The following is a 26,510-nucleotide window of genomic DNA, read 5'->3' as shown; positions in this document are numbered from 1 at the left end:
AACCCGCAGAAACGATCAAGCAGCCTGGGCGCGGCCGGCCAGGAAGACCTTCGCGGTCTCGGCGACGCGCCGCCCCAGGTGTTCCGCCGTCGCCACGTCGGCCTTGTGGACGGCGTCCGGGCCCTCGTCGACATTGGTCTGCGCGGCCGCGCCCAGGAAGACGCCCAGACGGTTGAGGTCGTGCTCGGACGCGGTGCTGCTGTTCCAGCCGGGCAGCAGGCCGAGGTTGACCCAGTGCATGCCGAGCTGCGCGGCGAGGATCTGGAAGAACTGCAGCGTGTGCAGCTTGTCGCCGCTCTTGGAGCCCGAGTTGGTGAACCCGGCGGCGAGCTTGTCCTTCCACGCCTGGGTGGCCCAGCGCGCGGAGGTCGCCTCGGCGAAGGCGTGGAAGGCGCCGGACGCGGTCCCCATGTAGGTCGGCGAGCCGAAGACGATCGCGTCGGAGCCGTCGAGCAGCGTCCACTGCTCCTCGGTGATCTCGTCGACCTTGATCAGACGCACCTCCGCCCCGGCGTCGGCGGCCCCGGCCCGGACGGCCTCGGCGAGCACGGCGGTGTGGCCGTAGCCGGAGTGGTAGGCGACAGCGATGACGGGCGTGGACATGCGGCACTCCTTGAACAGGGCAGGTCGGATGCGGTAACCACAGGAAAGCACTAACTTTTAGTTAGCGCAACCTCCCGGGTAGCGCTGCCTTCGCGTACGCTTGAGGCATGGACGTCACCCAGGAGCGCGTGGAGGACCAGGACCTCCCGTTCAATGTGTTCGCCAAGGCCTGCCCCTCGCGCGGCACGCTCGAGCACGTCACGGGCCGCTGGGGCGGACTCACGCTCGGGGCGCTGTACGAGGGTTCCCTGCGCTTCAACGAGCTGCGCCGCCGGGTGGACGGCGTGAGCGAGAAGATGCTGTCGCAGACGCTGCACGCGCTGGAGCGTGACGGCCTGGTGCACCGCGAGGCCCAGCCGACCAACCCGCCCCGCGTGGACTACGAACTGACACCGCTGGGACGCGAGGTGGCCGAGCGGCTGCTGTCCCTCATCCACTGCGTGGAGGGGCGGATGGGCGACGTACTGGCCGCCCGCGAGCGCTACGACGGGACGCGCGGCACCTTCTGACACTTCGGGCAGAAGTAGCTGGACCGGTTCATCCACGGGCGCCGGACCATCGGCGTCGCACACCGCTTGCAGGGCAGACCCTCGCGTCCGTACGCGTCCAGCGACCGGTCGAAGTAGCCCGACTCGCCGTTGACGTTGACGTACAGGCTGTCGAAACTGGTGCCGCCCACGGCCAGGGCCGCGTTCATCACGTCCCGGACATGGCCCAGGAGTTCGAGCGTGCGGGGACGGGTGAAGTTCGCCGTCGGACGGTCGTAGTGCAGACGCGCACGCCACAGCGCCTCGTCCGCGTAGATGTTGCCGACCCCGCTGATCAGCGACTGGTCGAGCAGGGCGCGCTTGATGGTGGTGCGCTTGCGCCGCAGGGCCTGGTGGAACGCCTCGTCGTCGAACAGTGGGTCGAGGGGGTCACGGGCGATGTGCGCGATGACGTCCGGAAGGCCGTCGGGGGTGGTGTCGTGCAGCGACAGGCCGCCGAAGGTGCGCTGGTCGACGAAGCGCAGCTCGGTGTTCACCGCGTCCGCGAAGCGCACCCGGACGCGCAGATGCTTCTCGTCGGGGGCCTCGTGCGGCTGGACCAGGAGCTGCCCGCTCATACCGAGGTGGGCGAGGACGGCCTGGTGCGTGTCCGTCAGCGGCAGCCACAGATACTTGCCCCGGCGGCTGGGGGTACCGATGCGGTGGCCCTTGAGCCGGTGCGCGAAGTCCTCGGAGCCGGCGACATGACGGCGTACGGCACGCGGGTGCAACACCTCGGCCTCGGCGACCGTGCGATGGGCGACCCACCGCTCCAGACCGCGCCGGACGACTTCGACCTCGGGCAACTCGGGCATGGGATCCCCCGTACGGAGCGCCCGCCTCCCAGCGGGGGGGGGCGGGCGCTCATCTCGTACTGCTGTTCTACTGTGCTGCGGTGTCGCTGTTCATCAGGCGGAGGCGGACTCCGGGTCCGGGCTGCCGTCGGCGGCCTGAACGGCCTCGACGGCCTTCGCCGCCTTGGCACGCTCGTCCGCCGCGGCCCGGATGGACCGCCATGCGGACTCGGCGGCCTGCTGCTCCGCCTCCTTCTTGCTGCGGCCGGTGCCGGTGCCGTACGAGACGCCTCCGACGCGGGCAGCAGCAGTGAAGGTCTTCTCGTGGTCGGGGCCGGTCTCCGTGACCAGGTACTCGGGGACACCGAGGCCTTCGGTCGCGGTGAGCTCCTGGAGACTGGTCTTCCAGTCCAGGCCGGCACCGAGGTTCGAGGACTTCTCGATCAGCGGGTCGAACAGGCGGTGCACCAGTTCGGAGGCCGCGTCGAGGCCCTGATCGAGATAGACCGCGCCGATCACCGCTTCGAGGGTGTCGGCGAGGATGGATGCCTTGTCCCGGCCGCCCGTGCCCTCTTCACCCCGGCCGAGCCGGATGAAGGAGCCCAGGTCGAGGCCACGACCGACCTCCGCCAGCGCACGCGAGTTGACCACCGCGGCCCGCAACTTGGCCAGCTGGCCCTCGGGCAGGTCGGGGTGGGTGCGATACAGCGTGTCCGTGACGACGAGGCCGAGCACGGAGTCCCCGAGGAACTCCAGCCGCTCGTTCGTCGGCAGGCCGCCGTTCTCGTATGCGAAGGAACGGTGGGTCAGCGCACGCACCAGAAGGGCGGACTCGAGCTGGTAGCCGAGCCGCCCTTCCAGAAGCGTGTGGGACGAGGCCGTGTTCTCCGCCTTTTTCTTGGCGGTCGTGTCCGCCTTGGCGTCAGACATGGAGCCTCTCACCAGCCGCTCAGACCTCGAGAACCTGGCGCTTGTTGTAGGTGCCGCAAGACGGGCACGCAATGTGCTGCAGCTTGGGCTCGTGGCAGCGCTCGCACGCAACCAGGGTGGGGACCGCAGCCTTCCACTGCGACCGGCGGTGGCGCGTGTTGCTGCGCGACATCTTCCGCTTCGGAACAGCCACGGCTACTTCTCCTGCTTCTCGTTGGCGGGCGCCGATCGAGGCGCTTCGCCACTCATCTCGTCCTTCTCGCCGTCTTCGAGTGAACCGGCGAGTCCCTGCAATGCCGCCCAACGGATGTCGGTGGCGTCGTGGTGGTGGTCCGGGTCGTCCGTGAGCCGCGCTCCGCACTCGGAGCACAGGCCCAGACAGTCGTCCTGGCACACCGGCTGCATCGGCAGTGCGAGCACCACCGCATCACGCAGCACGGGTTCGAGGTCGAACAAGCCGTCCTCGATGAAGAGCCTGTCCTCGTCTTCCTCGGCGTCGTCGACCGGCTCCGCTTTGGGGCGGCCCCGGTCGTCGGCGTCAGGGTACGAGAACATCTCCTGGAAGTCCGCTTCGAGCTGCAGCTCCAGCGGCTCCAGACACCTTACGCACTCCCCCTCGGCCTGTGCACGGGCGGTGCCTGTGACGAGCACACCTTCCATGACCGACTCGAGTCGGAGGTCGAGCTCCACGGGGGAGCCTTCCGGCACTCCGATCACTCCCTGGATCCCGAGATCCCGGGGAGCGTCGAACTCGCGGGTCAGGCGCTGTAGCGCACCAGGACGCCGCCCCAGCTCGTGCGTGTCGAACACGAGAGGCTTGCGGTGGTCGAGGCGGGCGTTCAGGGCCATTCCTGCTTTCGATCTTCTGAGCTCGGGGGACGCTGCCCTACTACGGTGCTGCGGGCAGCTGTGATCGCGGACGTACACGCGACCGAAGAGCCAGGATACTGGAGCATTCGCCCACAGCCCAATCCGGGGCCTTTCCCGGGCCGTACCGGTGCTACAGGCCGCGTTCCTGCTCGTAGGCGCGCAGCTGCTCGGCACTGATCATGCCGGTGTCGAAGAGGCTGGTCTCGTCGAGGGCGTATCCCTGCTGGCCCTGCTGCTGGCCCTGCTGCTGGCCCTGCTGCACGGCCTGGTTCGGGTCGTACGGGGCCTGCTGGGTGTCGTAGCCCTGGAGGGGGGCCCCGCCCGCTTGCGCGTAGTCGAACGTGGGGGCGTACGGGTCGGCCTGCTGCTGGTAGCCGTAGGCGTCCTGCTGGCCGTAGCCCTGCTGCTGTTGCTGCTGATAGCCGCCGTAGGGGTCCGTCTGCTGCTGGTAGCCGTAGGCCGGCTGCGGTTCCGGCTGGTCGTACGGCTGCTGGACGGGCTGCGCCGCCGCGGCGTCCTGCTCCGCGAGGGCGGTCAGGTCGGCGAGGTAGTCGGCGTCGGAGGAGTGCTGGAACATCGTGGCGTCGTCGGCGAGGGCGCCGAGGTCGTCCGTGGCGATACGGCCGTGCAGCTTCTGGCGGCCGCGACCGACCGCGTCCAGGGTCTTGGCGAGGACCGCCTCGAAGGCACCCAGTTTGGTGTCGACGTAGGCGTCGGCGTCGCGGCGCAGGGTCTCGGGGTCGTGGCTGCGCTCGGGGGCGTCCTCGTCCTCGTAGCCGTGCTCGTCGGTGCCGGGTCCGGTGCCGAGCAGCTTCTCGCGGCCGCGGCCGACGGAGCCGAGCGTCTTGGTGAGGACGACCTCGAAGTTCGCGAGCTTGGAGTCGACGTAGTCGTCGGCCTCGGCGCGGACCTCCTCGGCCTCCTTGCGGGCCTCGGCGAGGATGCGGTCCGCCTCGTTCTGGGAGCGGCGGGCGATCTCGGTGTCGGAGATCAGGGAGCCGCGTTCGGCGTGCGCAGTGGTGATGATCCGCTCGGCCTCCTGGCGGGCCTGCTCGACCATCTGCTCACGGCCGCCGATCAACTCCTCGGCCTGGGCGAGGGAGTCGGGAAGGGCCGCGCGCACCTCTTCCAGCAGGGCGAGCAGGTCCGCGCGGTTGACCACGCACGAGGCCGACATCGGCATCGACCGGGCACTGGAGACCGCCGTGACGATCTCGTCGAGCTTCTTCTGCACGTCCACCGGTTGCTCGCCACTCTCTGCGCTGTGTTGGAGACGGACGGGACGACTGTACGGCCATGAGGTGTCCGCCGGACACCGGATGACGAGCCGTCAGCGGACCGGTCCCGGGGTCAGTCCTTCCTGAGCCGTTCGCCCAGTGCTTCCAGGACCAGCGGCGGCACCAGGTGGGAGACGTCGCCGCCCCAGGTGGCGACCTCCTTGACCAGGGAGGAGGAGAGGAAGCTGTACGTGGGGTTGGTCGGCACGAACAGCGTCTCGACGCCCGACAGGCCGTTGTTCATCTGGGCCATCTGCAGCTCGTAGTCGAAGTCGCTGACCGCCCGCAGACCCTTGACGATGGCCGGAATCTCGCGCTGCTTGCAGAAGTCGACGAGGAGGCCGTGGAAGGCCTCGACCCGGACGTTGCCGTACTCGGCGGTGACCTGGCGGATCAGGTCGATCCGCTCGTCGATCTCGAACAGGCCCTTCTTGGCCTTGTTGATCATGACCGCGACATAGACCTCGTCGTACAGACGAGAGGCACGGGAAATGATGTCGAGGTGTCCGTTGGTGATCGGGTCGAACGACCCGGGACAGACGGCACGGCGCACTTGTGGTCCCTCGCTCTCCAGTCCGGTCATCGTGCGTCTTCGCACGTAGAGGCGGCGCGACCGTACCAAAACGTTCCCTCGCCGTAGCGACGGGCCCGAAGTGCCTCGAAGCCGTCCGGCCAGGGGAACTCCCCGCCTCTGGTGCTGCGCTCCACGGTGACGAGGGCATCGGCCGCGAGCCAGCCCCCCGAGCGGAGTGTGAGCAGGATCTCGCGAAGATCGTCGTTCGAGACGGCGTACGGGGGATCGAGAAAGACGAGGTCGTACGGGTCGGTCGGCGGTGTCTGGATGATCTGCCGGGCCTTGCCGGCCCTGACCTCCGCGCCGGGCAGACCGAGGGCCTTCACGTTCTCCCGGACCGTGCGCGCCGCCCGCGCGTCGGCCTCGACGAGGAGGGCGTGGCCCGCGCCCCGGGAGAGGGCCTCCAGACCCACGGCGCCGGAGCCCGCGTACAGGTCGAGGACGCGTTCGCCCCCGAGGGGGCGGCCGCCCAGCAGGGACTGCCAGGTGGAGAAGAGACCCTCGCGTGCGCGGTCGGAGGTGGGACGGGTGCCGGTGCCTGGCGGGACCGCCAGGCGTCGTCCACCGGCTGCACCGGCGATCACGCGGGTCATCTCGGGGTCCTTGTTCGGGGACGGGTACCCGTCCAGTCTGGCAGGCGCGGGTGTGCGGGTGCGCTCCGGCGGGAGCGGCCGCGGGCCGTGGACCGTCGCGGCCCCGGCGCGGGGCGGCCTCGGGGCCGCCCCGCGTTGAGGCCGCCCCGCGTTGGGGGCGGCCGGCCTCAGCCCTTGTCCAGGTACTGCTCCCGCTCTTCGTCCAGGAGGGCGTCCAGGGCCGTGCGCAGGCCGGGCAGGGTCTCCAGCTCCGGGTCCGCGGCGACCAGGCGGGCCGCCTCCTCGCGCGCCTCCGCGATGACCCCCTCGTCCTCGATGACCGCGAGTACGCGCAGGCTGGAGCGGGCGCCGGACTGGGCCTGGCCCAGGACGTCGCCCTCGCGGCGCTGTTCGAGGTCGATCCGGGAGAGCTCGAAGCCGTCGAGGGTGGCGGCGACGGCGTTGAGGCGCTGGCGGGCCGCGCTCGCCTCCGGCATCTCGGAGACCAGGAGGCACAGTCCGGGCGCCGAGCCCCGGCCGACGCGACCGCGCAGCTGGTGCAGCTGGGAGACGCCGAAGCGGTCGGCGTCCATGATCACCATCGCGGTGGCGTTCGGGACGTTGACGCCGACCTCGATGACGGTGGTGGCGACCAGGACGTCGGTGTCGCCCGCGGCGAAGCGGCGCATGACGGCGTCCTTGTCGTCGGCGGGCATGCGACCGTGCAGGACCTCGACCCGGAGGCCGTGCAGGGGCCCCTTGGCGAGTTGGCCGGCGATGTCCAGGACGGCGAGCGGCGGCCGCTTCTCGGCCTCGTCCTCGGGGGACTTCTTCTTGGCGCCGGCCTTCTTCGGGCTCCCCGGTTCGTCGACGTCGTCGCCGATGCGCGGGCAGACCACGTACGCCTGATGGCCGTTGCCGACCTCCTCGCGGACCCGCTCCCAGGCGCGGGCCAGGAAGTGCGGCTTGTCGGCGGCCGGGACGACATGGCTGGCGATGGGCGAGCGGCCGGCCGGGAGCTGGTCGAGGACGGACGTCTCCAGATCGCCGAAGACGGTCATGGCGACGGTGCGCGGGATGGGCGTGGCCGTCATGACCAGCAGGTGCGGGGGCTGCTTGCCCTTGCCACGCAGAGCGTCGCGTTGTTCGACGCCGAAGCGGTGCTGTTCGTCGACGACGACAAGGCCGAGGTCGTGGAAGCGGACCTTGTCCTCGATCAGCGCGTGCGTGCCGATCACGATGCCGGCCTCTCCGGTGACGAGGTCGAGCAGCGCCTGCCGGCGGGCCGCCGTGCCCATGGAACCGGTCAGCACCACGACCTTGGTGGCCCGCTCGGAGCCGCCCAGCATGCCGCCCTCGGCCAGCTCGCCCATCATCTCGACGACGGAGCGGTGGTGCTGCTGGGCGAGGACCTCGGTGGGGGCGAGCATGGCGGCCTGTCCGCCGGCGTCGACCACGGCGAGCATGGCGCGCAGGGCGACCAGGGTCTTGCCCGAACCGACCTCGCCCTGCAGCAGCCGATGCATCGGATGGTCCGTCGCCAGGTCGTCGAAGATCTCCTTCGACACCTTCTGCTGGCCTTCGGTGAGGGTGAAGGGGAGACGGGCGTCGAAGGAGGTCAGCAGGCCGTCGGCGGCGGGCTCGCGGGGGACGGCCGGGAGTTGGGCGTCGGCGTGGCGGCGGCGGGCGAGGGCTACCTGCAGGACGAACGCCTCGTCCCACTTCAGCCGGGCGCGGGCGTCGGCGATGTCCGCCTTGGTGTGGGGGCGGTGGATCTTCAGCAGGGCCTCGGGGAGGGAGACCAGCCCGCGGCCGTCGCGCAGCGAGTCCGGAAGGGGGTCGAGTACCTCCTGCGCGCTGGGCAGGACGGTCTGGATCGCCTTGCCGATCTTCCAGGACTCCAGTTTCGCGGTGGCGGGGTAGAGCGGGATGAGGGCGCCGGCCCAGGTCTCGACCGATTCGTCGGTGTCGGCCCGCAGCAGTTCGTAGGCCGGATGGGCCAGCTGGAGGCGGCGGTTGAAGACCGAGACCTTGCCCGAGAACATCGCGCGCGTGCCCGGCAGGAGATCCTTGTGGGGTTTGTGGACGCCGCTGCCGAAGAAGACCAGTTGGAGCCGGCCGCTGCCGTCGGTGATGGTCACCTCCAGGCGCTGGCCCTTGCCCCGGGGGGCCTTGGCCGAGGCGAAGCTGTGCAGACGGGCGTCGGCGACCTGGGCGACCACGGTGACGTGCTCGTCCATGGGGAGGTCGGCGAGGTGGGTGAGCTGGCCGCGCTCCTCGTATCTGCGGGGGTAGTGGTGCAGGAGGTCGCCGACGGTATGCAGGCCGAGGTGCTCGGCCATCACCTTCGCGGTGGCGGGGCCGAGCACTGACTTCAGTGGTTGTTGCAGTGGTTCTTTCAGCGCGGGCACGAGATCCATTGCACACCACGCCACTGACATTGCCGTATACGTGTCCCGAAACCCCTGGTCAGGCGGCTCGTTCGGGCTCTAGGATGACGCGCTCCGGCCATCATCCGCGGTCACCGCCCCACCGGGACCGCCCGACCCCGCGCCGTGCTCCTCCCCCAGCCCGCGGCGCTGCAGCGATGGACTCCCAGACCTCACAGCCATCCCAGGCACCCCAGCCGCCTCACACGTTCCAGGTCGACCTGCGTGGTCTGGTGGACCTGCTGTCCCATCACCTCTACTCCAGCCCCAAGGTCTACCTGCGGGAACTGCTCCAGAACGCCGTGGACGCGATCACCGCCCGGCGGGCCGAGGAGCCCGATGCCCCGGCGCGGGTGCGGCTGTTCGCGGCCGAGGGCCGGCTGCGGGTGGAGGACTCCGGCGTCGGGCTCACCGAGGCCGACGTGCACAGCCTGCTGGCGACGATCGGGCGCAGCTCCAAGCGCGCCGAGGGGCTCCAGGACGTCCGTTCGGACTTCCTCGGGCAGTTCGGCATCGGGCTGCTGGCCTGTTTCGTGGTGGCCGAACGGATCCGCGTGGTCAGCCGCAGCGCCCGCACGCCGGACGCGCCGCCGGTGGAGTGGACGGCGCGCGACGACGGCTCCTACACCGTGCGGACGCTGCCCCACGAGGAGCGCCCCGAGCCGGGCACCACCGTGCATCTGGTGGCGCGGGCCGGTGCAGGCGAGTGGCTCACGGAGCCGCGGGTGCTGGCGCTGGCCCGGGACTTCGGATCCCTGCTGCCCTACGACGTCCGGGTCGGCGACGAGGCGGTCACCGATCTGCCGGCGCCCTGGAACCGGTCCTACCCCTCCCCCGCCAACCGGCGGGTGGCCCTGGCCCGGCACTGTCACGAGCTGTTCGGGTTCACGCCGTTGGACTCGGTGGAGCTGGACCTGCCGGTGGCGGGGGTCCGCGGGGTGGCGTACGTGCTGCCGTCGGCGGTCAGCCCGGCGCAGCGTGCCGGTCACCGGGTGCACCTCAAGGGGATGCTGCTGACCGAGCGGGGCGAACAGCTGCTGCCCGACTGGGCGTTCTTCGTGCGCTGCGTCCTGGACACCGACAGTCTGCGGCCGACGGCCTCGCGGGAGTCGCTGTACGAGGACGAGACGCTGGCGGCGGTTCGGGAGGCGCTGGGGGAACGGATCCGGTCGTGGCTGACGGGTCTGGCCGCCGGTGACCCGAAGCGGCTCGCGGACTTCCTGGAGGTGCACCACCTGGGCGTGAAGTCCCTGGCGCGGCACGACGAGGAGATGCTGCGGACGATGCTGCCGTGGCTGCCCTTCGAGACGACCGACGGGCGGCTGTCGCTGGAGGAGTTCGCGCAGCGGCACCCGGTGGTGCACTTCACGCGGACCGTGGAGGAGTACCGGCAGGTCGCGCCGATCGCGTCCGCCCAGGGCGTCGGGGTGGTCAACGGCGGTTACACGTACGACAGCGAGCTGGTCGAGGCGCTGCCGTCGGTGCGGCCGGGAACGGTCGTCGCCGAGCTGGACGCGGACACCGTGACCGCCCACCTGGACACCGTCGCCGCGGCCGACGAGCCGGCGCTGGCGGGCTTCCTGGCGGCCGCGCGGGCGAAGCTCGACCCGCTGGGCTGCGATGTCGTCCTGCGGGCCTTTCACCCGCTGTCGGTGCCCGCGCTGCATCTCGACGACCGGGGGGCCCGGCACGAGCAGGCACGCGCGCAGGCCGAGGCGCAGGCCGACGACCTGTGGGCGGGCATTCTGGGCTCGCTGCGCGGGAGCGCCCCGCGTGCGCGGCTGGTGCTCAACCATCTCAACCCGCTGATACGGCGGATCAGTTCGTTGAACGATCCCGAGCTGATCGGCACCGCCACGGAGTCGCTGTACGGGCAGGCGCTGCTGATGGCGCAGCGCCCGCTGCGGCCCGCGGATTCGGCGCTGCTGAACCGGGCGTTCATAGGCCTCCTGGAATGGGCCACGCACGGGGAGTCGGCACCCGGGGAGCCGACAGAGGAACAGGGCGGTCACTGATGAGCGAGATCACGGACTTCGACTCCCTCCGCCGGGCGATGGCGGAGAACGGCGAGCAGCCGGAGGGCCCGGCCCGCAACGCGCGCGCGGAGCAGCTGCTGGTGGAGGCCGAGAGGCTCGACATCCCGCTCGCCGTGATCGAGGCGCTCGGGCACCAGCTGAAGGTCTACAACTACAGCTCCGAGAAGGCCAAGATGTTCGTCCCCTTCGCGCGGCTGCTGCGCATGTGGGACGAGCGGCCCGAGGAGTTCGACGAGTACGAGACGCACTCGCTGCACTGGGTCTTCAAGTGGATGTCGGCCGGCATGCTCGACCAGCCGCACGTGCCGCTGGCGTCGGTCGAGAAGTGGCTCGGCGAGATGGAGCACCGCTACCGGCTCGCCGGGCACTCCACGCGCGCGGTGCGCAGCGCCGAGTTCAGCGTGGCCGCGCACGTGGGCGACGTGGAGCGGGCGGAGCGGGCGTTCTCCGCGTGGCTGGCCGCGGACCGGGACACCATGGCCGACTGTCACGCGTGCGAGCTGCACGGACAGGGCTGGTGGCAGGCGGAGCGGGGCCGCGACGCGGAGGCGCTCGCGCTGTGGGCGCCGGTCCTGGAGGGCGAGTACACGTGTGCGCACGAGCCGCACACGGTGCTCGCGTCGTCCCTGGTGCCGCTGCTGCGGCTCGGCCGCCCGGAGGAGGCCCGCGCGCACCATCTGCGTGGCTTCCGCCTGGTGCGGTCCATGGAGAGCATGCGGGGCGCCTACGCCGACCACGTCGAGTTCTGCGCGCTGACGGGCAACGAGGCGCGGGGCCTGGAGCTGCTCGCGGAGCGGCCGGCGTACTTCACGGACGAGGGGCATCCGCACAGCAGGCTGGAGTTCCTGAGCGTGGTGGTGCTGCTCATGGACCGTCTGTGCGAGCTGGGTCTCGCCGGTCAGCGGGTGCCCGGGCCGGCCGGGCGGGAGTGGACGGCGCTGGAACTCGCGGAGCACGCGCGCGCGGAGGTCCTGGCGCTGGCCGCGCGCTTCGACGAGCGCAACGGCACGTCGTACGTCAGCGAGCGGGCACGCGCGCGTATGGCCCGGCAGCCCCTGGTGGAACGGCTGCCGCTGGGCGTGCGGGCGGCTCGTCCCGCCTCCGCCGTGGCCGCGGCGGCGCCCGGGGCGGCCGCTCCGGCTCCGGTGCAGGAGGCCGTCGAACCGGACCTTGCGGTCCTGCTCGCCGAGGCCCGGCGGCTGTCCGACACCCTCCGGCCGCAAGCCGTCGAGGCGTGGGCGCGGGTGGCCCGGCTGGCCGAGGAGGTGGAGGGCGTCGAGCTGGAGGCGCGGGACCGCGCGGAGATCGCCGACCACGAGGCGATAGGTCTCGGTCCGGACGGCGCCGAAGCGTTCGAGCACGCCGCCGAGCTGTACGCACGGGCCGGCGACCCCGGCGAGGCCCTGGCGGCACGCGCGCGTGCGGCGTACGTCCGTGCGCTGGCCGGCGGGATCGACGAGGCGCTGGCGGCGGTCGCCGAGCCGTACGACCGGGTGCTCGCGCTGTACGCCGAGGGCGACACGGAGGTGCCGCAGGCGGCGGGTGTGCTGATGGGCCGGGCGCGGATCCTGATGCGGCGCGTCCACGAGGCCGAGGGGGAGGTCGTCGACGAGGCGGTTCTCGCGGAGGCGGAGGCGGCGGTGCGGGAGCTTCTGGCACTCGTCGAAGGGCGCGCGGGGACCGACGTACGGCTCGCCGCCCGGGTCGCCGAGGGACACGCGATGCTGGCGGAGCTGGCGACGCACTCCGGGAACCCGGAGGCGGGCGCGGAGCTGTTCGCGCGGGCCGCGGCGGAGTTCATCGCGACGGGTCTGCCGTGGTTCGCCGTGGAGTACGAGGCGCGGCTGGCCGGTCTCGCCCATCAGCTGGGTGACATGAGGGAGGCGGAGCGGGCCCTGCGGGCGGCCCTGGAGCACGGCGGACCGTTCCTGGAGGCGGTCGGGCGCGCCCAGCTGCACCTCCAGCTCGCCGAGGTCGTCGGGGGCCGGGGGGAGGCCGAGGAGGCCGCGGACCACGCCCTGGAGGCGGCGCACTGGGCGGACGAGGCGGGTGCGGGCCCCACGCTCGGCGCGTGGGCGCGGCACCAGCTCGGCGGGTTCCTGGTGCGGCAGGGCCGCTGGGCCGAGGCCGCGGAGGTGCTGGAGTCCGCGCTGGCGGAGCTGACCGCCGAGACGCACGGCGACGGCGCGGTCGTCCAGACGCAGTGGTGGCTGGGTGACTGTCTGAGCGAGCTGGGCGAACACCGGGACGCCGCAGAACGCCGGCTCCAGGCCGCCGAGATCGCCCGGCACTGGCCCGAGCAGCACGACCACGCGACCCTCGCCCATCTGGCCGCCGAGTCGCTCGGCCAGGCCGGTCTGCGCACCGAGGCGGACCGGGCCTACGAGCGCGCGGGCGAGCTGTGGCGCGGCCTCGGCAACGTCCACGGGCTCGTCCGCTCGCTGCGTGCCCGCGCGTGGCTGGCGCTGCGCACCGAGGACGGGACGGACGCGGCCCGCGACCTGATGACGAGTGCCGTGGAGGAGTGCGCGGACGCGTTCGACGCCGCGGACGACGACGAGGCGCGGCTGCGGCTCGTCTCCGAACTCGGCCACACCCACCGCCAGTTCGGTGACCTGCTCGCCCGTTCCGCCGCCGAGGACGCCGACGACGACTCGATCCGGGCGACCCTGGACGAGGCGCTCTCCCAGATGGCCGAGGCCGTCGCGGTGTTCGTCGCCCTGGGCGAGGGCACCGTGCACGCCCGGACCGGCGCGGAGCTGGCCGCGGGCTGGCTGGAGACCGACCTGGGACGCCCCGCCGCGGCGGCGGCACGCGCGCGTGCGGTGCTGCGGGCCTACGCCGATGCCGAGGACGATGCCGACCCGGACGCCTTCAGCGGCAGCGACGAGGACGGGGAGGACGAGACGGTGCGGGCGCGGCGGGCCGAGGCGGAGCAGTTGCTGCAGGCGGCGGAGGAACAGAGGGACCGTTGAACGATCCCATCGGCCGCCCCGCCCTCTACTGCACCCCTACTGCATCCCTACGGCACCCCTGCTTCACCGCTCTGACGCGGCCCCCACGTCACCTCTACTCCACCCCGATCAACACCAACGCACCCTGCCGTCCGCCCCGGTACACCACCGTGTCCACGGCGAGGTAGGCCTCCCGCACCCGTGCCTCCAGGCGCTCGGCGACACCCTCGGGCGCCTCGTCGCCGAGCACGAGGGTGACGAGTTCGCCGCCCGCCGCCAGCATGCGGTTCAGGACGGTCTCGGCGGCGGCGGTGACATCGGAGCCGATGACGGCCACGTCCCCGTCGATCAGCCCGAGGACGTCACCGGCCTGGCAGATGCCGGCCATGGTCCACGACTGGCGCTCGGCGACGGTGACCTCGGCGTAGCGGGTGGCGCCCGCCGCCGAGGTCATGGAGACCACGTCCTCGTCGAAGCGGCGGTCCGGCTCGTGCACGGCCAGCGCGGCTATCCCCTGGACCGCGGACCGGGTGGGGATCAGCGCCACCCGGATGCCCTCCGTGCGGGCCTGCTCGGCGGCCGCGGCGGCGGTGTGCCGCAGATCGGCGTCGTTGGGCAGCAGCACGACCTCACGCGCGTGTGCCCGTCGTACGGCCTCGACGAGTTCTCCACTGGCGGGCGGCTCCCCGGGGCGGGCGAGCACGGTGGTCGCGCCCGCCTCGGTGTACAGCCCGGCCAGGCCCTCGCCGGGCACCACGGCGACGACCGCCCGCTGGACGCGCTCGCGCGGCGGACGCTCACCACCGCGCGTGTGCGCGTCGTCGGCGCCGAAGTGGGTGATGCGGATCCGGTACGGCCGGCCCGCCTCGACGCCCGCCTCCACGGCGGCGCCCGCGTCGTCCACGTGCACGTGCACGTTCCACAGGCCGTCGCCGCCGACCACGACCAGCGAGTCGCCCAGGGCGTCCAGCCGCTGCCGCAGCCGCGCCACGGCCGTGTCCTCGGCCTCCAGCAGATAGGTCACCTCGAAGGCGGGACCACCCTCGCCACCCTCACCGCCCTCGGCTTCCTCGCCCTCGCCGGCTTCGCGGACTTCGCCGTCCCGCCCGTCTTCGGCGCGGTCCGCCGCCCGCGCGGCTTCCACGCGCCCGTGGGCCGCGGCTGCGGCAGCGGCTGCCGACACGGCGCCCGAGATTTCCGGCACCTCCCCCGTGAACGTCTCCACCAGAGCCGCGAGGACCGCGACCAGCCCCCGGCCGCCCGCGTCCACGACTCCCGCGTGCTCCAGGACGGCCAGCTGGCCCGGGGTGGCGGCGAGCGCCACGCACGCCCCCCGGTAGGCCGCCCTGGCGACCGTCCCGCAGTCCCCCTCGGCTCCCTCCGCCGCGTCGGCGGCGGCCGAGGCGACCGACAGCACGGTGCCCTCGACGGGGTGGGCGACGGCCTGGCGGGCGGAGTCGGCCGCGTGCCGAAGGGCGAGGCCCAGTCCGTTCCCGTCGGTGTGCGGGGTCTCACCCTCGGCGGTGAGCACCTGGGCCATTCCCCGCAGCAGCTGCGCGAGGATCGTCCCCGAGTTCCCGCGCGCCCCGATGAGCGCGCCGTGCGCCATCGCGCGCGCGGCGTCGGCGAGAGAGGGCTTCCCCGCGGGCACCGAGCCGGCACCGGAACCGGCCTCGTAGCCGGCGAACACCGCCTCGACGGCGGTCGCGGCGGACTCGACGGTCAGGTACAGGTTGGTGCCGGTGTCCCCGTCCGCGACCGGATAGACGTTGATCGCGTCGATCTCCTCGCGCGCGCGGCCCAGCGCCGTGAGTGTCAGGCCGCACCAGGTGCGCACCGCGAGAGCATCGAAGAATGTCTGCGGCACCTGCGCCACCTGCGCCTCCTTGAGCTGCTGGACTGGACGCAGCGTAGACCCCGGGCCGGTGTGCGCCGGAAAGCGGGCCGGGCGGGAGCGGGCGGGGGCCGACCGGGGCGGGGGGCAGGCCCCTGAGCAGCCATGGTAGTTTCGTTGCACTGGCGCAGTCGTTGTATGCTGCTCCGGTTGCCCGATCCGCATCGGGCCATCCCCCTGGCAGCGCCACTCAGATCCTAGATCCTGATCTCGGCATGCCGGGATCATCCGTAAGTGCATCTGAAGTCTTTGGAGTGACCCGTGGCTGCCAACTGCGACGTCTGTGGCAAGGGGCCGAGCTTCGGCAACAACATCTCGCACTCGCACCGCCGTACGTCCCGTCGCTGGAACCCCAACATCCAGCGCGTTCGTACCGTGGTGAGCGGGACGCCGAAGCGCGTGAACGCTTGCACCTCGTGCATCAAGGCCGGCAAGGTCTCGCGCTGACGCATATCCCCCCACTCTCGACTCCGCTCGAGTCGGGGGGACCCCCAACGCGCGCGGCCACTGCTGGTTCGCTGCATAGAGCCGGTCCACCCAGGTGGGCCGGCTTTCTGCTGTGCCCAAGATCGCGCCGCCCCAGATCGCGGTGCTCCAGACCGCGGTGCCTCTGACCCGGTGCCCCAGATCCCGGTGCCCCAGATCCCGGTGCCTCGGATCGCGATGTCCGGGCCCCGCCGCCTGCCAGACTCCGGGGAATGCGCTTCGGCATCCTGGGCACCCTCGACCTCCGCACCGGCGACGGCACGCCCGTCGACCCCGGCGGTCCCCGTCCCCGCGCCCTGCTCAGCCTGCTGCTGCTCGAGCCCGGCCGTGGCGTCTCCGTGGAGCGCCTGACCGACGGGCTGTACGGCGCCGAGCCGCCCTCCGGGGCCGGCAACGCGCTCCAGTCCCAGGTCTCCCGGTTGCGCCGCCGCCTGGCCCCGCACGCGGTGATCGAGGCCACTCCGGCCGGCTACCGGCTGGCCGTCCCGCCCGACGCCGTCGACCTCCACCGCTTCGAACGGCTGACGGGGCAGGGGCGGGCCGCTCTCGCCGCCGCGGACCCCGCCCGGGCGGCCGTCCTGCTGCGCGAGGCCCTCGCCCTGTGGCGCGGCCCGGCCCTGCCGGACCTCCCCGACGCGCACGCCGAGCGGGCCCGCCTCGACGAACTGCGACTGGGCGCCGTACAGGACCGGGTCGAGGCCGATCTCCTGCTCGGCGCCGGGCCCGACCTGGTGCCCGAGCTGCGGGGCCTGCTGAGCGCGCACCCGCTGGGCGAGCGGCTGTACGGACAGCTGATGAGGGCCCTGCACGCGGGCGGGCGGCCCGCCGAGGCGCTCACCGTGTTCGAGGAGGCCCGGCGGGTCCTCGCCGAGGAGTTGGGCGCCGACCCTTCGCCCGAGCTGGCCGCGCTCCACCTGGAGCTTCTCCGGGGCGACGGATCCGGGCGGTCCTCCCTGCCCGTACAGCTCACCCGCTTCGTCGGCCGCGAGAGCGAACTGGCCCGCATCGCCGGGGCGCTGTCCGAGGCGCGGCTCGTCACCCTCACCGGGCCGGGCGGCGCCGGAAAGACCCGGCTGGCGATCGAGGCGGCACGCGCGCGTGGCGCGGCGCTCCTCCTCCCCTCTCCCTCGGCGGCTCGTGAGGACGTGTGTTTCGTCGAGTTGGCGCCGCTCTCGGACGGAGCGCGGATCCCGTACGCCGTGCTCGCGGCACTGGGGGTGCGTGAAGGGTTCCGTACGCCCGCCGGGGACGGCACGGGCCGGCTTTCGGCGGTGCTGGAGGACCGCGAGCTGCTGCTGGTGCTCGACAACTGCGAGCACCTGGTCGAGGACGCGGCCCGGCTGACGGCCCTGCTGCTCGCGTCCTGCCCCGGGGTGCGGGTGCTGGCGACCAGCCGGGAGTCGCTCGGGATCACCGGCGAGGTGCTGGTCCCGGTGCCGCCGCTGCCGCCGGATCCCGCGGTACGGCTGTTCCTGGACCGCGCGCGTGCCGTGCGGCCCGGTTTCGACGGCCACGCGCGCGTGGCCGGCATCTGCGCGGCCCTCGACGGGCTGCCGCTGGCGATCGAACTGGCGGCGGCCCGGCTGCGCACCCTGACCCCGGACGAGCTGGCCGACCGGCTCGACGACCGGTTCCGGCTGTTGTCCCGCGGCGACCGTTCCAAGGCGCCCCGGCACCGCACCCTGCGCGCCGTCGTGGAGTGGAGCTGGGATCTGCTGGACGAGGAGGAGCGGGAGCTGGCCCGCCGGTTCACGGTGTTCTCCGGGGGTGCCACGCTGGACGCGGTGGAGACGGTGTGCGGACTGCCGTACCCGGAGGACCTGCTGGCCTCGCTGGTGGAGAAGTCCTTCCTGGAGATGACCGAGAGCCAGGCGGCGACCGAGGGCCGCTACCGCATGCTGGAGACGATCCGGGTGTTCGCCGCGGAGAAATGCGCCGGTGAACCGGCCCTGCGGGACGCGCACGCCCGGTACTTCCTGCGGCTGGCCGAGCGGGCGGAACCGTATCTGCGCGGCCGGGACCAGCTCCCCTGGCTGGCCCGGCTGGACGCCGAGCACGACAACCTGGACGCCGCCGTGGGCCTTCTGACCGCCACCGATCCCGCCGCCGCCCTGCGGCTTATGGCGACACTCACCTGGTTCCGGCGGCTGCGCGGGCTGCACGGCGAACAGCTGCCGCAGGCCCGCGCGCTGCTGGCGGCCGTGGGGGACGAGCCGCCCGGCGAGCCGACCGAGGAGTACGCGCTCTGTCTGATGAACACCGTCGCCGGGCGGGGCGACGACCCCGGCGAGGCGGCGCGCGTCGCGCGCGCGGTGGCCGTCATGCGGTCCCTCGACCGGCCGCTGCGGCTGCCGTTCACCGTGATCGTGTGGTCGCTCACCGGCGGCCCCCTGCTCACCGCGGACGAGCACGTCCGCGTCCAGGTCGGTGAGGAGCCGTGGGGTCACGCGCTGCTCGACCTCGGCCTGGCCTACCAGGAGCTCTACGCCGGCCGCGCGACCGCCGCGGAGGCCTCCTTCGCCCGTTCCCTCGAGGGCTTCCGGGCCACCGGCGATCGCTGGGGCATGGCGAACTGCCTCGATCCGCTGGCCCTGTTCGCCGACGGCCGCGGTGACCACGCGCGCGCACTGGAGCTGCTCGACGAGGGGCTGGCGTACGTGCGGGAACTGGAGGCCCCGGAGGAGATCGCGGACCTGCTGCGCTCCCGCGCGGCCGTGCTGCTGCACCGGGGTGACGCCGAGGAGGCGGCCGCGCACTTCACCCGCTCCGCGGCCCTGGCCCGCACGGCGGGCGTGCCCGACAAGGTGGCAGGCGCCCGGCGGGGCCTCGGTGACGTGGCCCGGCTGTCCGGTGACACCGCCCACGCGCGCGTGCACTACGAGAGCGGTCTGGAACTGTGCACCGCCACCTGGTTCAGCACGAGCGAGACGGTACGGCTCCTCGTCGGGCTGGGGCGCACCGCCGCCGCGGAGGGACAGGACGAGACGGCCCGCGAGTGGTTCGAGCAGGCCCGTGCACCGGCGCTGGAGTCGTTCGACGTCCTGGCGCTGGCCGATCTGGCCGACGCCCTGGCCTCCGTCGCCCCGCGGCCCGAGCGCGCGGCCGAGCTCCTGGGCGCCGCCGCGGGCCTGCGGGGCACGGTCCTCCTGGGCGACCCCGATGTCGTCCGCACGGTGCACGACGTCCGCGGAAGGCTGTCCCCGCAGGCGTACGACACGGCCTTCGCGCTGGGCCGCAGCCGGCGGTCGGCGACCGTCGGCGAACCGCAGCGGGACGGCAGGAGGGCGGAAGGCGGGCGGTAAGCGGCCGGTAGGCGGGCGGTAGGGGAACGGTCAGCGGCCGCCGGGAGGCTCCCGCACATGACGAAGACCCACAGCAGCCTCAGCCATCTGTCCGTCCTGATCTCCGGGGCGAGCGTCGCCGGCCCGGCGCTCGCGCTCCACCTCGTCCGGTACGGGGCCCGCGTCACCGTCGTCGAGCGGGCCCCGGACCTGCGCGCGGGCGGCTTCGCCGTCGACTTCCGGGGGCACGTCCACCGCGAGATCCTCACCTCCATGGGCATCTGGGACGAGATCCACGCCCGTCAGACCCGCATGGGCCGCCAGATCGTCGTCGCCGCGGACGGCTCGCCGCGCGTGGACCTGCCGGCCGAGATGATGAGCGGTGATGTCGAGATCCTCCGCGGAGACCTCGCGCAGATCATGTACGAACGCACCCGGGACCACGTGGAGTACGTCTTCGACGACTCGATCGCCGACCTCACGGACACCGCCGCGGGCGTCGACGTGACCTTCGAGGAGAACGCCCCGCGCCGCTTCGACCTCGTGATCGGCGCCGACGGCCTGCACTCGAACACCCGCCGGCTGGTCTTCGGCGACGAGTCCCGCTACCTGCGCTTCTTCGATCACTACGTGGCCGCCTTCGAGGTCCCCAACGACCTGGGCCTGGACCGTACCGGCCGGCTGTACAGCGAGCCGGGCCGCGCGATCGCGCTGGGCAACTACGACGGCGACCCCGACCGCGCCGGCGCGCTGCTGGTCTTCCGGTCGGAGCAACTCGCCTACGACCGGCGGGACATCGCCGCGCAGAAGCGGATCCTCGCCGAGCGGTTCGCGGGGATGGGCTGGGAGGCGCCGAAGGTGCTCGGGGCGCTCGCGGACGCCGACCGGCTGTACTTCGACGCGATCGCGCAGATCCACGTCGACCGCCTCGCCGAGGGCCGGGTGGCCCTGCTGGGGGACGCCGGGTACGGCGCGACCATGGGCGGCATGGGAACGGGCGCGGCCGTCGTCGGCGCCCACGTCCTGGCCGGTGAGCTGGCCCTCGCGGGCGGCGACCACCGGACCGCGTTCGCCGAGTACGAGAGCAGGATCCGGTCCTTCGCCAAGGGCTGCCAGAAGATCTCCGGCAACGCGGGCCCCTTCTTCGCCCCGCCGACCGAGCGGCGCATCCGCAACCGGGACCGGATGTACCGGCTGCTCGGCTCGCCGCTGCTGGCCGGTGTCTTCAAGCGGCTCACCGAGAAGGCCGCGACCGACATCAGGCTCCGGCCGTACCCCGGGTGAGATCCCATCCGTGGTCCACGGGGCCGATGCCGGCGCCGAGGGCGAACCCGGCGGCGATCGCCCCGGTGACATAATGCTTGGCCGCCGTCACCGCCTGCGGTACGGAGCTCCCCTTCGCCAGCTGTGCCGCGATCGCGGACGCGAGGGTGCAGCCCGTGCCGTGCGTGTGCCGGTTGTCGTACCTCGGTGCCCGCAGCCAGTGCTCCTCGCGGCCGTCCGTCAGCAGGTCGACGGCGGCACCGGGGAGATGGCCGCCCTTGATGAGCGCCCAGCGCGGCCCGTACACCAGCACGGCGGCCGCCGCGTCCCTCAGCTGCTCCTCCGACTCGACCCGCACGCCGGTCAGTTGGGCCACCTCGTCGAGGTTCGGGGTGGCGACGGTGGCGACCGGCAGCAGTTTCGTCCGTACGGAGTCCAGCGCGGAGGCGGCCAGCAGCGGGTCCCCGTGCTTGGAGACCCCGACCGGGTCGACGACGACGGGAGCACCGGTGCCCGCGAGCAACTCGGCGACCGTCTCGACGAGTTCGGCGGAGGCGAGCATGCCCGTCTTCACCGCCTGGACGCCGATGTCGTCGACGACGCTGCGGTACTGGGCGCGTACCGCCTCCACCGGAAGCTCCCAAGCCCCTTGCACGCCCTGGGAGTTCTGGGCGGTGACGGCCGTGATCACGCTCATGCCGTGCACGCCGAGCGCGAGCATCGTCTTCAGGTCGGCCTGGATCCCGGCCCCGCCGCCGGAGTCGGAGCCGGCGACGGTCAGCACCCGGGGCGGGGCCGTCGACGAGCTCACGACTCCAGGTCCCCGTCCCCGAAGTGGTCCCAGCCGCCCTTGCTGGTCCAGGGCGCCCCGTCGACCGTCACCTGGGGCAGGGCGGACGGGTTGAGCACCTCGCCGATCACCTTCCAGCGGGCGGGCAGCTTCACGTCCGGGGGGAAGGTCGCCACGATCGCGTGGTCCTCTCCCCCGGTCAGCACCCACTGGATCGGGTCGACGCCGACGGCCTGCCCGATGTCGTGCATCTGGGTGGGGATGTCGATGGCGCCGGAGCGGATGTCGATCCGGACCTTGCTGGCCTCGGCGATGTGCCCGAGGTCGGCGATGAGCCCGTCGCTGACGTCGCACATCGCCGTCGCGCCGAGCGAGGCCGCGGCCGGACCCGCGTGGTACGGCGGCTCGGGACGGCGGTGGGCCTCGACGAAGGCGCGGGGCGAGCGGAAGCCGCGGGAGAGGACCGCGTACCCGGCGGCGGACCAGCCCAGCCAGCCGGTCACCGCGACGAGGTCGCCGGGCTGGGCGCCGCCCCGGGTGACCGGCTCCTGGTTGCGCAGGTCGCCGAGCGCGGTGATCGACACCATGATCGTGTCGCCCCGTACGACGTCGCCGCCGACCACCGAGGCACCGGCGACCTGGCACTCGTCGCGCAGGCCGTCCATCATCTCGGACGGCCAGGTGACCGGCAGTTCGGCGGGCACGACGAGGCCGAGCAGCAGGGCCGTCGGCACCGCGCCCATGGCGGCGATGTCGGCGAGGTTCTGCGCGGCGGCCTTACGGCCCACGTCGTAGGCCGTGGACCAGTCGCGGCGGAAGTGCCGGCCCTCCAACAGGATGTCGGTGCTGGCCACGACCCGGCGGTCGGGCGCGGCAACCACCGCGGCGTCGTCGCCGGGGCCGACCCGTACCGCGGGGGTGGTGGTGAGACGGGAGGTGAGCTCCCTGATGAGCCCGAACTCCCCGAGCTCACCAACAGTGCCCTTCATTGCCCTTTCACCCCTTCTGTACCTGTACGTGCCCGGTCGCGCGTAACCAGTGTCCTCGATACGGTCGAGTCAGCCGTCAACTTCTGTCCTGCCCGCACCCCGGCGCGCGAGCCGTGGTTCGCGCAGGTCTCCCCGCGGCGAGCGGCGACGCGATACCGTGGCGTTCCTTTTCCCCACATGATCCTCGTGGCCGCCCTGGAGGTTCCGTGGTACAGGCGTACATCCTGATCCAGACCGAGGTCGGCAAAGCGTCGACCGTCGCCGAGGAGATCGGCAAAATCCCTGGCGTCGTCCAGGCCGAGGACGTGACGGGACCTTATGACGTGATCGTGCGGGCCCAGGCCGACACGGTGGACGACCTCGGCCGCATGGTGGTCGCCAAGGTCCAGCAGGTGGACGGGATCACCCGCACCCTGACCTGCCCGGTCGTGCATCTGTAGCCCCCGTCTAACCTTGGCCGGTGAACCTTTTCCGGCACCGGCACCGGCACCGCACTGTCCTCGGGCTGCCCGCTCTCGTCCTGCTGTTCGCGACCGCGGGCTGCTCCTCAGCAGACGACAGCGCGTCGACGGTGGTTCCCAGCCCCGGCGCGAACGCGACGAAGCTGTGCCGGAACCTGGACAAGGTACTGCCGTCGAAGGTGGACGGTGAGAGCCGCCACGATCCCGAGCCCGCCTCCGCGCTGACCGCGGGCTGGGGAGGCCCGGCGATCATACTGCGCTGCGGTGTCACGCGGCCGCCGAAGATGATCGACCCGAAGGTCGCCGAGGGCACCGACCCGGACGCGGTGGCCGGCGGGGTGAACGGCGTCGACTGGCTGATGGAGAAGCGGGACGGCGGGGGCAGCCGCTTCACCACGGCCAATCGGGGCGCGTATGTCGAGGTGACGGTGCCCGAGAGCGCGGACAGCTCCGGGGCTCTGGTCGATCTGGCTCCGGCCATCAAGAAGGCGATCCCCGTGGGGATCGCCGACTAGATCATCCGACCGGTCCGGTCCCGGATCGGTCCGGGACCGGACCCGGATCGGTCCGGGACCGGACCCGGATCGGTCAGACGTGGATCAACGCAGGCCCGTCGACCTGCGCAGAGCCGCCTGCACCAGGCGGTCCACCAGCTCCGGGTAGTCGATGCCGGTCGCCTGCCACATCTGCGGGTACATGGAGATCGGGGTGAAGCCGGGCATCGTGTTGATCTCGTTGATGACGAACTCGCCCTCGTCCGTGAGGAAGAAGTCCGCCCGGACCAGGCCCTCGCAGGACGCCGCCTCGAAGGCCTCCACCGCCAGCCCGCGGACCTCCGCCGTCTCCTCGTCCGTCAGCGGCGCCGGGACGATCCCCGGGGTCGAGTCGATGTACTTGGCGTCGAAGTCGTAGTACGCGTGCGCGTCCGGCGGCGGGATCTCGGCCGGGACGGAGGCGCGGGGGCCGTCCTCGAACTCCAGGACACCGCACTCGATCTCGCGGCCCCGCAGCGCCGCCTCGACCAGGATCTTCGGGTCGTGGCGCCGGGCCTCGGCGATCGCCTCGTCGAGCCCGGACAGGTCGTCGACCTTGGTGATGCCGATGGACGAGCCCGCGCGCGCGGGCTTCACGAAGAGCGGCCAGCCGTGTTCGCCGGCGAGGTCGACGATCTTCTTGCGGGCGGCCTGCTCGTCCTGCTCCCACTCGCGCGGCCGGATCACCACGTACGGGCCGACCTTGAGCCCGAAGGAGGTGAACACCCGCTTCATGTACTCCTTGTCCTGGCCGACGGCCGAGGCGAGCACACCCGCACCCACGTACGGGACGCCGGAGAGCTCCAGCAGACCCTGCAGGGTGCCGTCCTCGCCGTACGGGCCGTGCAGGACCGGGAAGACGACGTCGACCTCGCCGAGGGCCTTCGGCACCGATCCCGGCTCGTAGTAGACGACTTCACGGTTGGCGGGGTCGACGGGGAGCACCACGCCGCCGTCCCGCGACTCGGCGAGTTCGTCCACGTCGGGCGTACGGCGGTCGGTGATCGCCATGCGCTCGGGTGCGTCGGCGGTGAGGTACCAGCGGCCCTCTCGCGTGATGCCGATCGGCAGGACCTCGTACTTGGTCCGGTCGATGGCCCGCAGGACCGCGCCGGCCGTGACCACGGAGATCCCGTGCTCGGAGCTGCGACCGCCGAAGACAACGGCCACCCGCGGCTTGCGGACGGGCTGCTGAGGGCTCTGGGGGAGGTTCTCGGTGCTCATATCGGCTTGAGAGTACCCGGTGGTAGGGCCGGGAGTCAGCGTCCGCCCACCGGGTTCGCTCAGCGTCGCTCGGGCTTCGCGCTGCGCGACATCAGCTCCTTGAGGGCGACCACCGGAGGCTTCCCCTCGTGGACGATGCCGACGACCGTCTCGGTGATGGGCATGTCGACGCCGTGCCGGCGGGCCAGATCCAGCACCGACTCACAGGACTTGACGCCCTCGGCGGTCTGCCGGGTGACGGCGATGGTCTCCTGGAGGGTCATGCCCTTGCCGAGGTTGGTGCCGAAGGTGTGGTTGCGGGAGAGCGGCGAGGAGCAGGTCGCCACCAGGTCGCCGAGCCCGGCGAGTCCGGCGAAGGTCAGCGGGTCCGCGCCCATCGCCAGTCCCAGCCGGGTGGTCTCGGCGAGGCCGCGCGTGATCAGCGAGCCCTTGGCGTTGTCGCCGAGGCCCATGCCGTCCGCGATGCCGACCGCGAGGCCGATCACGTTCTTGACCGCGCCGCCCAGCTCGCAGCCCACCACGTCGGTGTTGGTGTAGGGGCGGAAGTACGGCGTGTGGGAGGCGGCCTGGAGCTTCTGGGCGACGGCCTCGTCGGTGCAGGCGACCACGGCCGCGGCGGGCATCCGGGAGGCGATCTCCCGCGCGAGGTTGGGCCCGGTGACGACGGCGATCCGGCCGGGGCCCACCTTGGCGACGTCGTCGATGACCTCGCTCATCCGCATCGTCGTACCGAGCTCGACGCCCTTCATCAGCGACACCAGGACGGTGTTCGGGGCGAGCAGCGGCGTCCAGTCGGCGAGGTTGGCGCGCAGGGTCTGCGAGGGGACCGCGAGGACGGTGAAGTCGGCGTCCCGGGCGGCCTCCGCCGCGTCGGCGGTGGCGCGCAGGTTGCGCGGGAGTGCGACGCCGGGGAGGTAGTCGGGGTTGGTGTGCGTGGAGTTGACCGCGTCGACGAGCTCGGGACGGCGTGCCCACAGCGTCACCTCGCAGCCCGCGTCGGCGAGGACCGTACCGAAGGCGGTCCCCCATGATCCGGTACCGAAGACGGCCGCCTTCACGGACTTGCTCACTTGCTGTTCTCCCCCTCGTGACTGGTCCGCGCGTGCGTGGTCTTCGTGTGACCGCTCTGCGCGTGGCTGGTCTGCGCGTGTCCGGACACCGCGCCGTCGATCTCCGCGGCGGCCTCGGCACCGGACTCCGCACGGCCCTCCGCACCGGATGCCGTCCCGTTCTCGGCCCGGGTGCGGCGGCGCTGCTCGATCCGCTCGCGGCGCGGGTCGTAGGGCGTCTCGGGCGCCTTCTCGCCGCGGATCTCCTCCAGCTGGGCGGTGACGGCCGCCATGATGACCTCCGTCGCCTCCTTGAGGAGTTCCGGAGTCATCTCGTGGCCGTAGAACCGCGTGAGGTCCACGGGCGGGCCGGCCAGCACGTGGTGGGTCTTGCGCGGAAGGAGGTTGGGCTTCCTGGCGTACGGCGGCAGGAGTTCGTTGGCGCCCCACTGGGCGACGGGGATCACCGGGCACTTGGTCTGGAGGGCGACGCGCGCGGCACCGGTCTTGGCGGTCATGGGCCAGCCGTCGGGGTCGCGGGTCAGGGTGCCCTCGGGGTAGAACGCGACGCACTCGCCGCGCTCCACGGCGTCGATCGCGGCCCGGAAGGCGCTCAGCGCGTCCGAGCTCTCGCGGTAGACGGGGATCTGCCCGGTGCCGCGCATCGCGGCGCCGACGAATCCCTCCTTGAAAAGACCGCTCTTCGCCAGGAATCGCGGCACGCGTCCGCTGTTGTACTGGAAGTGCGCGTAGGCGAAGGGATCGACATGCGAATTGTGGTTCACCGCGGTGATAAAACCGCCGTCGTCCGGAATATGCTCCATTCCGCGCCAGTCCCGCTTGATCAGAACCACCAGCCAGGGTTTGCAGAGGACCGCAGCGAAGCGGTACCAGAAGCCGATTCTGCGGCGGGGCACGCGGACACCTTCCTCTAGGACTTCCCATGGCCTGCTCCGGGGCCTGGGGGCCGCACA

General features: G+C 72.4%; 23 protein-coding genes. 8 read left to right on the top strand and 15 right to left on the bottom strand.

All coding sequences use genetic code 11. From position 1 onward, the window contains the following. Window positions 1-15 precede the first annotated feature (15 nt). Window positions 16-603 carry a flavodoxin family protein gene (locus tag ACFVYS_RS17110; protein ID WP_171399652.1) on the bottom strand — a complete coding sequence of 196 codons (588 nt, stop codon included), beginning with the start codon at window positions 601-603 and terminating at the stop codon, window positions 16-18. 107 nt (window positions 604-710) lie between these two features. On the opposite strand from ACFVYS_RS17110, the gene ACFVYS_RS17105 reads away from it, so the two are divergent. Further along, window positions 711-1,112 (top strand): winged helix-turn-helix transcriptional regulator, encoded by a 402-nt coding sequence (locus ACFVYS_RS17105; RefSeq protein ID WP_389502785.1) that lies wholly within the window; start codon window positions 711-713, stop codon window positions 1,110-1,112. Here ACFVYS_RS17105 and mutM read toward each other — a convergent pair. The 8 genes from mutM to recG all read right to left on the bottom strand — a co-directional run bounded on the left by mutM (window position 1,085) and on the right by recG (window position 8,567). Beyond that, entirely contained in the window at window positions 1,085-1,945 is an 861-nt protein-coding gene (mutM, locus tag ACFVYS_RS17100; protein WP_389502784.1) for a bifunctional DNA-formamidopyrimidine glycosylase/DNA-(apurinic or apyrimidinic site) lyase, read from the bottom strand. The genes ACFVYS_RS17105 and mutM overlap by 28 nt on opposite strands. A 93-nt stretch (window positions 1,946-2,038) precedes the next feature. Continuing rightward, a complete protein-coding gene (rnc, locus tag ACFVYS_RS17095; RefSeq protein WP_057601518.1) occupies window positions 2,039-2,854 on the bottom strand; it encodes a ribonuclease III in 816 nt (271 codons plus the stop codon). 19 nt (window positions 2,855-2,873) lie between these two features. Next, on the bottom strand, window positions 2,874-3,047 hold the full coding sequence (gene rpmF, locus ACFVYS_RS17090; RefSeq protein ID WP_007493396.1) for a 50S ribosomal protein L32: 174 nt from the start codon (window positions 3,045-3,047) through the stop codon (window positions 2,874-2,876). Between the two features lie 2 nt (window positions 3,048-3,049). Beyond that, window positions 3,050-3,703: a YceD family protein gene (locus ACFVYS_RS17085; RefSeq protein WP_389502984.1), complete on the bottom strand. Its 654-nt coding sequence runs from the start codon at window positions 3,701-3,703 to the stop codon at window positions 3,050-3,052. Between the two features lie 151 nt (window positions 3,704-3,854). Then, window positions 3,855-4,964: a cell division initiation protein gene (locus tag ACFVYS_RS17080; protein ID WP_389502781.1), complete on the bottom strand. Its 1,110-nt coding sequence runs from the start codon at window positions 4,962-4,964 to the stop codon at window positions 3,855-3,857. Between the two features lie 110 nt (window positions 4,965-5,074). Then, a complete protein-coding gene (gene coaD / locus ACFVYS_RS17075; RefSeq protein ID WP_314219165.1) occupies window positions 5,075-5,554 on the bottom strand; it encodes a pantetheine-phosphate adenylyltransferase in 480 nt (159 codons plus the stop codon). 26 nt (window positions 5,555-5,580) lie between these two features. Continuing rightward, on the bottom strand, window positions 5,581-6,168 hold the full coding sequence (gene rsmD / locus ACFVYS_RS17070) for a 16S rRNA (guanine(966)-N(2))-methyltransferase RsmD (RefSeq protein WP_389502780.1): 588 nt from the start codon (window positions 6,166-6,168) through the stop codon (window positions 5,581-5,583). A 167-nt stretch (window positions 6,169-6,335) separates the two neighbouring features. Next, window positions 6,336-8,567, bottom strand: a complete 2,232-nt coding sequence (recG, locus tag ACFVYS_RS17065; RefSeq protein WP_389502778.1) for an ATP-dependent DNA helicase RecG — start codon at window positions 8,565-8,567, stop codon at window positions 6,336-6,338. 167 nt (window positions 8,568-8,734) lie between these two features. Here recG and ACFVYS_RS17060 point away from each other — a divergent pair, with 167 nt between their 5' ends. After that, a complete protein-coding gene (locus ACFVYS_RS17060; protein ID WP_389502776.1) occupies window positions 8,735-10,591 on the top strand; it encodes an HSP90 family protein in 1,857 nt (618 codons plus the stop codon). Further along, window positions 10,591-13,587, top strand: coding sequence for a tetratricopeptide repeat protein (locus tag ACFVYS_RS17055; protein WP_389502774.1), 2,997 nt, complete (start codon window positions 10,591-10,593; stop codon window positions 13,585-13,587). Before ACFVYS_RS17060 ends, ACFVYS_RS17055 begins: the two co-directional genes overlap by 1 nt. Before the next feature lie 94 nt (window positions 13,588-13,681). Here the strand turns inward: ACFVYS_RS17055 and ACFVYS_RS17050 are convergent, their stop codons facing one another. Beyond that, window positions 13,682-15,442 carry a DAK2 domain-containing protein gene (locus ACFVYS_RS17050; RefSeq protein ID WP_389502772.1) on the bottom strand — a complete coding sequence of 587 codons (1,761 nt, stop codon included), beginning with the start codon at window positions 15,440-15,442 and terminating at the stop codon, window positions 13,682-13,684. Window positions 15,443-15,721: 279 nt separating this feature from the next. Between ACFVYS_RS17050 and rpmB the strand changes: the two genes are divergently transcribed. The 3 genes from rpmB to ACFVYS_RS17035 all read left to right on the top strand — a co-directional run bounded on the left by rpmB (window position 15,722) and on the right by ACFVYS_RS17035 (window position 20,511). Next, window positions 15,722-15,907, top strand: a complete 186-nt coding sequence (gene rpmB / locus ACFVYS_RS17045) for a 50S ribosomal protein L28 (protein ID WP_328678677.1) — start codon at window positions 15,722-15,724, stop codon at window positions 15,905-15,907. 251 nt (window positions 15,908-16,158) lie between these two features. After that, complete coding sequence (locus ACFVYS_RS17040) at window positions 16,159-19,248, top strand: BTAD domain-containing putative transcriptional regulator (RefSeq protein WP_389502770.1); 3,090 nt, start codon at window positions 16,159-16,161, stop codon at window positions 19,246-19,248. 57 nt (window positions 19,249-19,305) lie between these two features. Next, window positions 19,306-20,511, top strand: coding sequence for an FAD-dependent monooxygenase (locus ACFVYS_RS17035; protein WP_389502768.1), 1,206 nt, complete (start codon window positions 19,306-19,308; stop codon window positions 20,509-20,511). Here the strand turns inward: ACFVYS_RS17035 and thiD are convergent. Beyond that, entirely contained in the window at window positions 20,486-21,301 is an 816-nt protein-coding gene (gene thiD / locus ACFVYS_RS17030) for a bifunctional hydroxymethylpyrimidine kinase/phosphomethylpyrimidine kinase (protein WP_389502767.1), read from the bottom strand. The two genes, ACFVYS_RS17035 and thiD, sit on opposite strands and share 26 nt — an antisense overlap. Then, window positions 21,298-22,269, bottom strand: a complete 972-nt coding sequence (locus ACFVYS_RS17025; RefSeq protein ID WP_389502766.1) for a thiamine-phosphate kinase — start codon at window positions 22,267-22,269, stop codon at window positions 21,298-21,300. The genes thiD and ACFVYS_RS17025 overlap by 4 nt, the downstream gene beginning before the upstream one ends. Before the next feature lie 206 nt (window positions 22,270-22,475). Here ACFVYS_RS17025 and ACFVYS_RS17020 point away from each other — a divergent pair, with 206 nt between their 5' ends. Both ACFVYS_RS17020 and ACFVYS_RS17015 read left to right on the top strand, forming a co-directional pair. Further along, window positions 22,476-22,709, top strand: coding sequence for an Lrp/AsnC family transcriptional regulator (locus ACFVYS_RS17020; RefSeq protein ID WP_020128743.1), 234 nt, complete (start codon window positions 22,476-22,478; stop codon window positions 22,707-22,709). A 20-nt stretch (window positions 22,710-22,729) separates the two neighbouring features. Then, window positions 22,730-23,245 (top strand): DUF3515 domain-containing protein, encoded by a 516-nt coding sequence (locus tag ACFVYS_RS17015; RefSeq protein WP_389502765.1) that lies wholly within the window; start codon window positions 22,730-22,732, stop codon window positions 23,243-23,245. 84 nt (window positions 23,246-23,329) lie between these two features. Here ACFVYS_RS17015 and ACFVYS_RS17010 read toward each other — a convergent pair whose 3' ends face one another. The 3 genes from ACFVYS_RS17010 to ACFVYS_RS17000 are packed head-to-tail and all read right to left on the bottom strand — an operon-like array spanning window position 23,330 to window position 26,453. Then, window positions 23,330-24,487 (bottom strand): D-alanine--D-alanine ligase family protein, encoded by a 1,158-nt coding sequence (locus ACFVYS_RS17010; RefSeq protein WP_389502764.1) that lies wholly within the window; start codon window positions 24,485-24,487, stop codon window positions 23,330-23,332. A 59-nt stretch (window positions 24,488-24,546) separates the two neighbouring features. Then, the gene (locus ACFVYS_RS17005; RefSeq protein ID WP_389502763.1) at window positions 24,547-25,557 is read right to left on the bottom strand and encodes an NAD(P)H-dependent glycerol-3-phosphate dehydrogenase; all 1,011 of its coding nucleotides are present in this window, start codon (window positions 25,555-25,557) and stop codon (window positions 24,547-24,549) included. After that, window positions 25,554-26,453, bottom strand: a complete 900-nt coding sequence (locus ACFVYS_RS17000; protein WP_389502762.1) for a lysophospholipid acyltransferase family protein — start codon at window positions 26,451-26,453, stop codon at window positions 25,554-25,556. The genes ACFVYS_RS17005 and ACFVYS_RS17000 overlap by 4 nt, the downstream gene beginning before the upstream one ends. Window positions 26,454-26,510: the final 57 nt, after the last annotated feature.

It is taken from the genome of Streptomyces sp. NPDC058295 (assembly GCF_042880655.1).
In the GTDB taxonomy this organism is placed as follows: domain Bacteria; phylum Actinomycetota; class Actinomycetes; order Streptomycetales; family Streptomycetaceae; genus Streptomyces; species Streptomyces coriariae.
Note: the sequence above shows the minus strand (reverse complement) of the source record. Positions and strands in the feature narration are given on the sequence as shown.

Coding starts and splice junctions, on each gene's coding strand:
- ACFVYS_RS17060 (WP_389502776.1), top strand. CDS start 8,735: ATGGACTCCCAGACCTCACAGCCATCCCAGGCACCCCAGCCGCCTCAC.
- ACFVYS_RS17035 (WP_389502768.1), top strand. CDS start 19,306: ATGACGAAGACCCACAGCAGCCTCAGCCATCTGTCCGTCCTGATCTCC.
- ACFVYS_RS17040 (WP_389502770.1), top strand. CDS start 16,159: ATGCGCTTCGGCATCCTGGGCACCCTCGACCTCCGCACCGGCGACGGC.
- rnc (WP_057601518.1), bottom strand. CDS start 2,854: ATGTCTGACGCCAAGGCGGACACGACCGCCAAGAAAAAGGCGGAGAAC.
- ACFVYS_RS17055 (WP_389502774.1), top strand. CDS start 10,591: ATGAGCGAGATCACGGACTTCGACTCCCTCCGCCGGGCGATGGCGGAG.
- ACFVYS_RS17105 (WP_389502785.1), top strand. CDS start 711: ATGGACGTCACCCAGGAGCGCGTGGAGGACCAGGACCTCCCGTTCAAT.
- recG (WP_389502778.1), bottom strand. CDS start 8,567: ATGGATCTCGTGCCCGCGCTGAAAGAACCACTGCAACAACCACTGAAG.
- ACFVYS_RS17010 (WP_389502764.1), bottom strand. CDS start 24,487: ATGAGCACCGAGAACCTCCCCCAGAGCCCTCAGCAGCCCGTCCGCAAG.
- ACFVYS_RS17085 (WP_389502984.1), bottom strand. CDS start 3,703: ATGGCCCTGAACGCCCGCCTCGACCACCGCAAGCCTCTCGTGTTCGAC.
- rsmD (WP_389502780.1), bottom strand. CDS start 6,168: ATGACCCGCGTGATCGCCGGTGCAGCCGGTGGACGACGCCTGGCGGTC.
- mutM (WP_389502784.1), bottom strand. CDS start 1,945: ATGCCCGAGTTGCCCGAGGTCGAAGTCGTCCGGCGCGGTCTGGAGCGG.
- ACFVYS_RS17025 (WP_389502766.1), bottom strand. CDS start 22,269: ATGAAGGGCACTGTTGGTGAGCTCGGGGAGTTCGGGCTCATCAGGGAG.
- ACFVYS_RS17110 (WP_171399652.1), bottom strand. CDS start 603: ATGTCCACGCCCGTCATCGCTGTCGCCTACCACTCCGGCTACGGCCAC.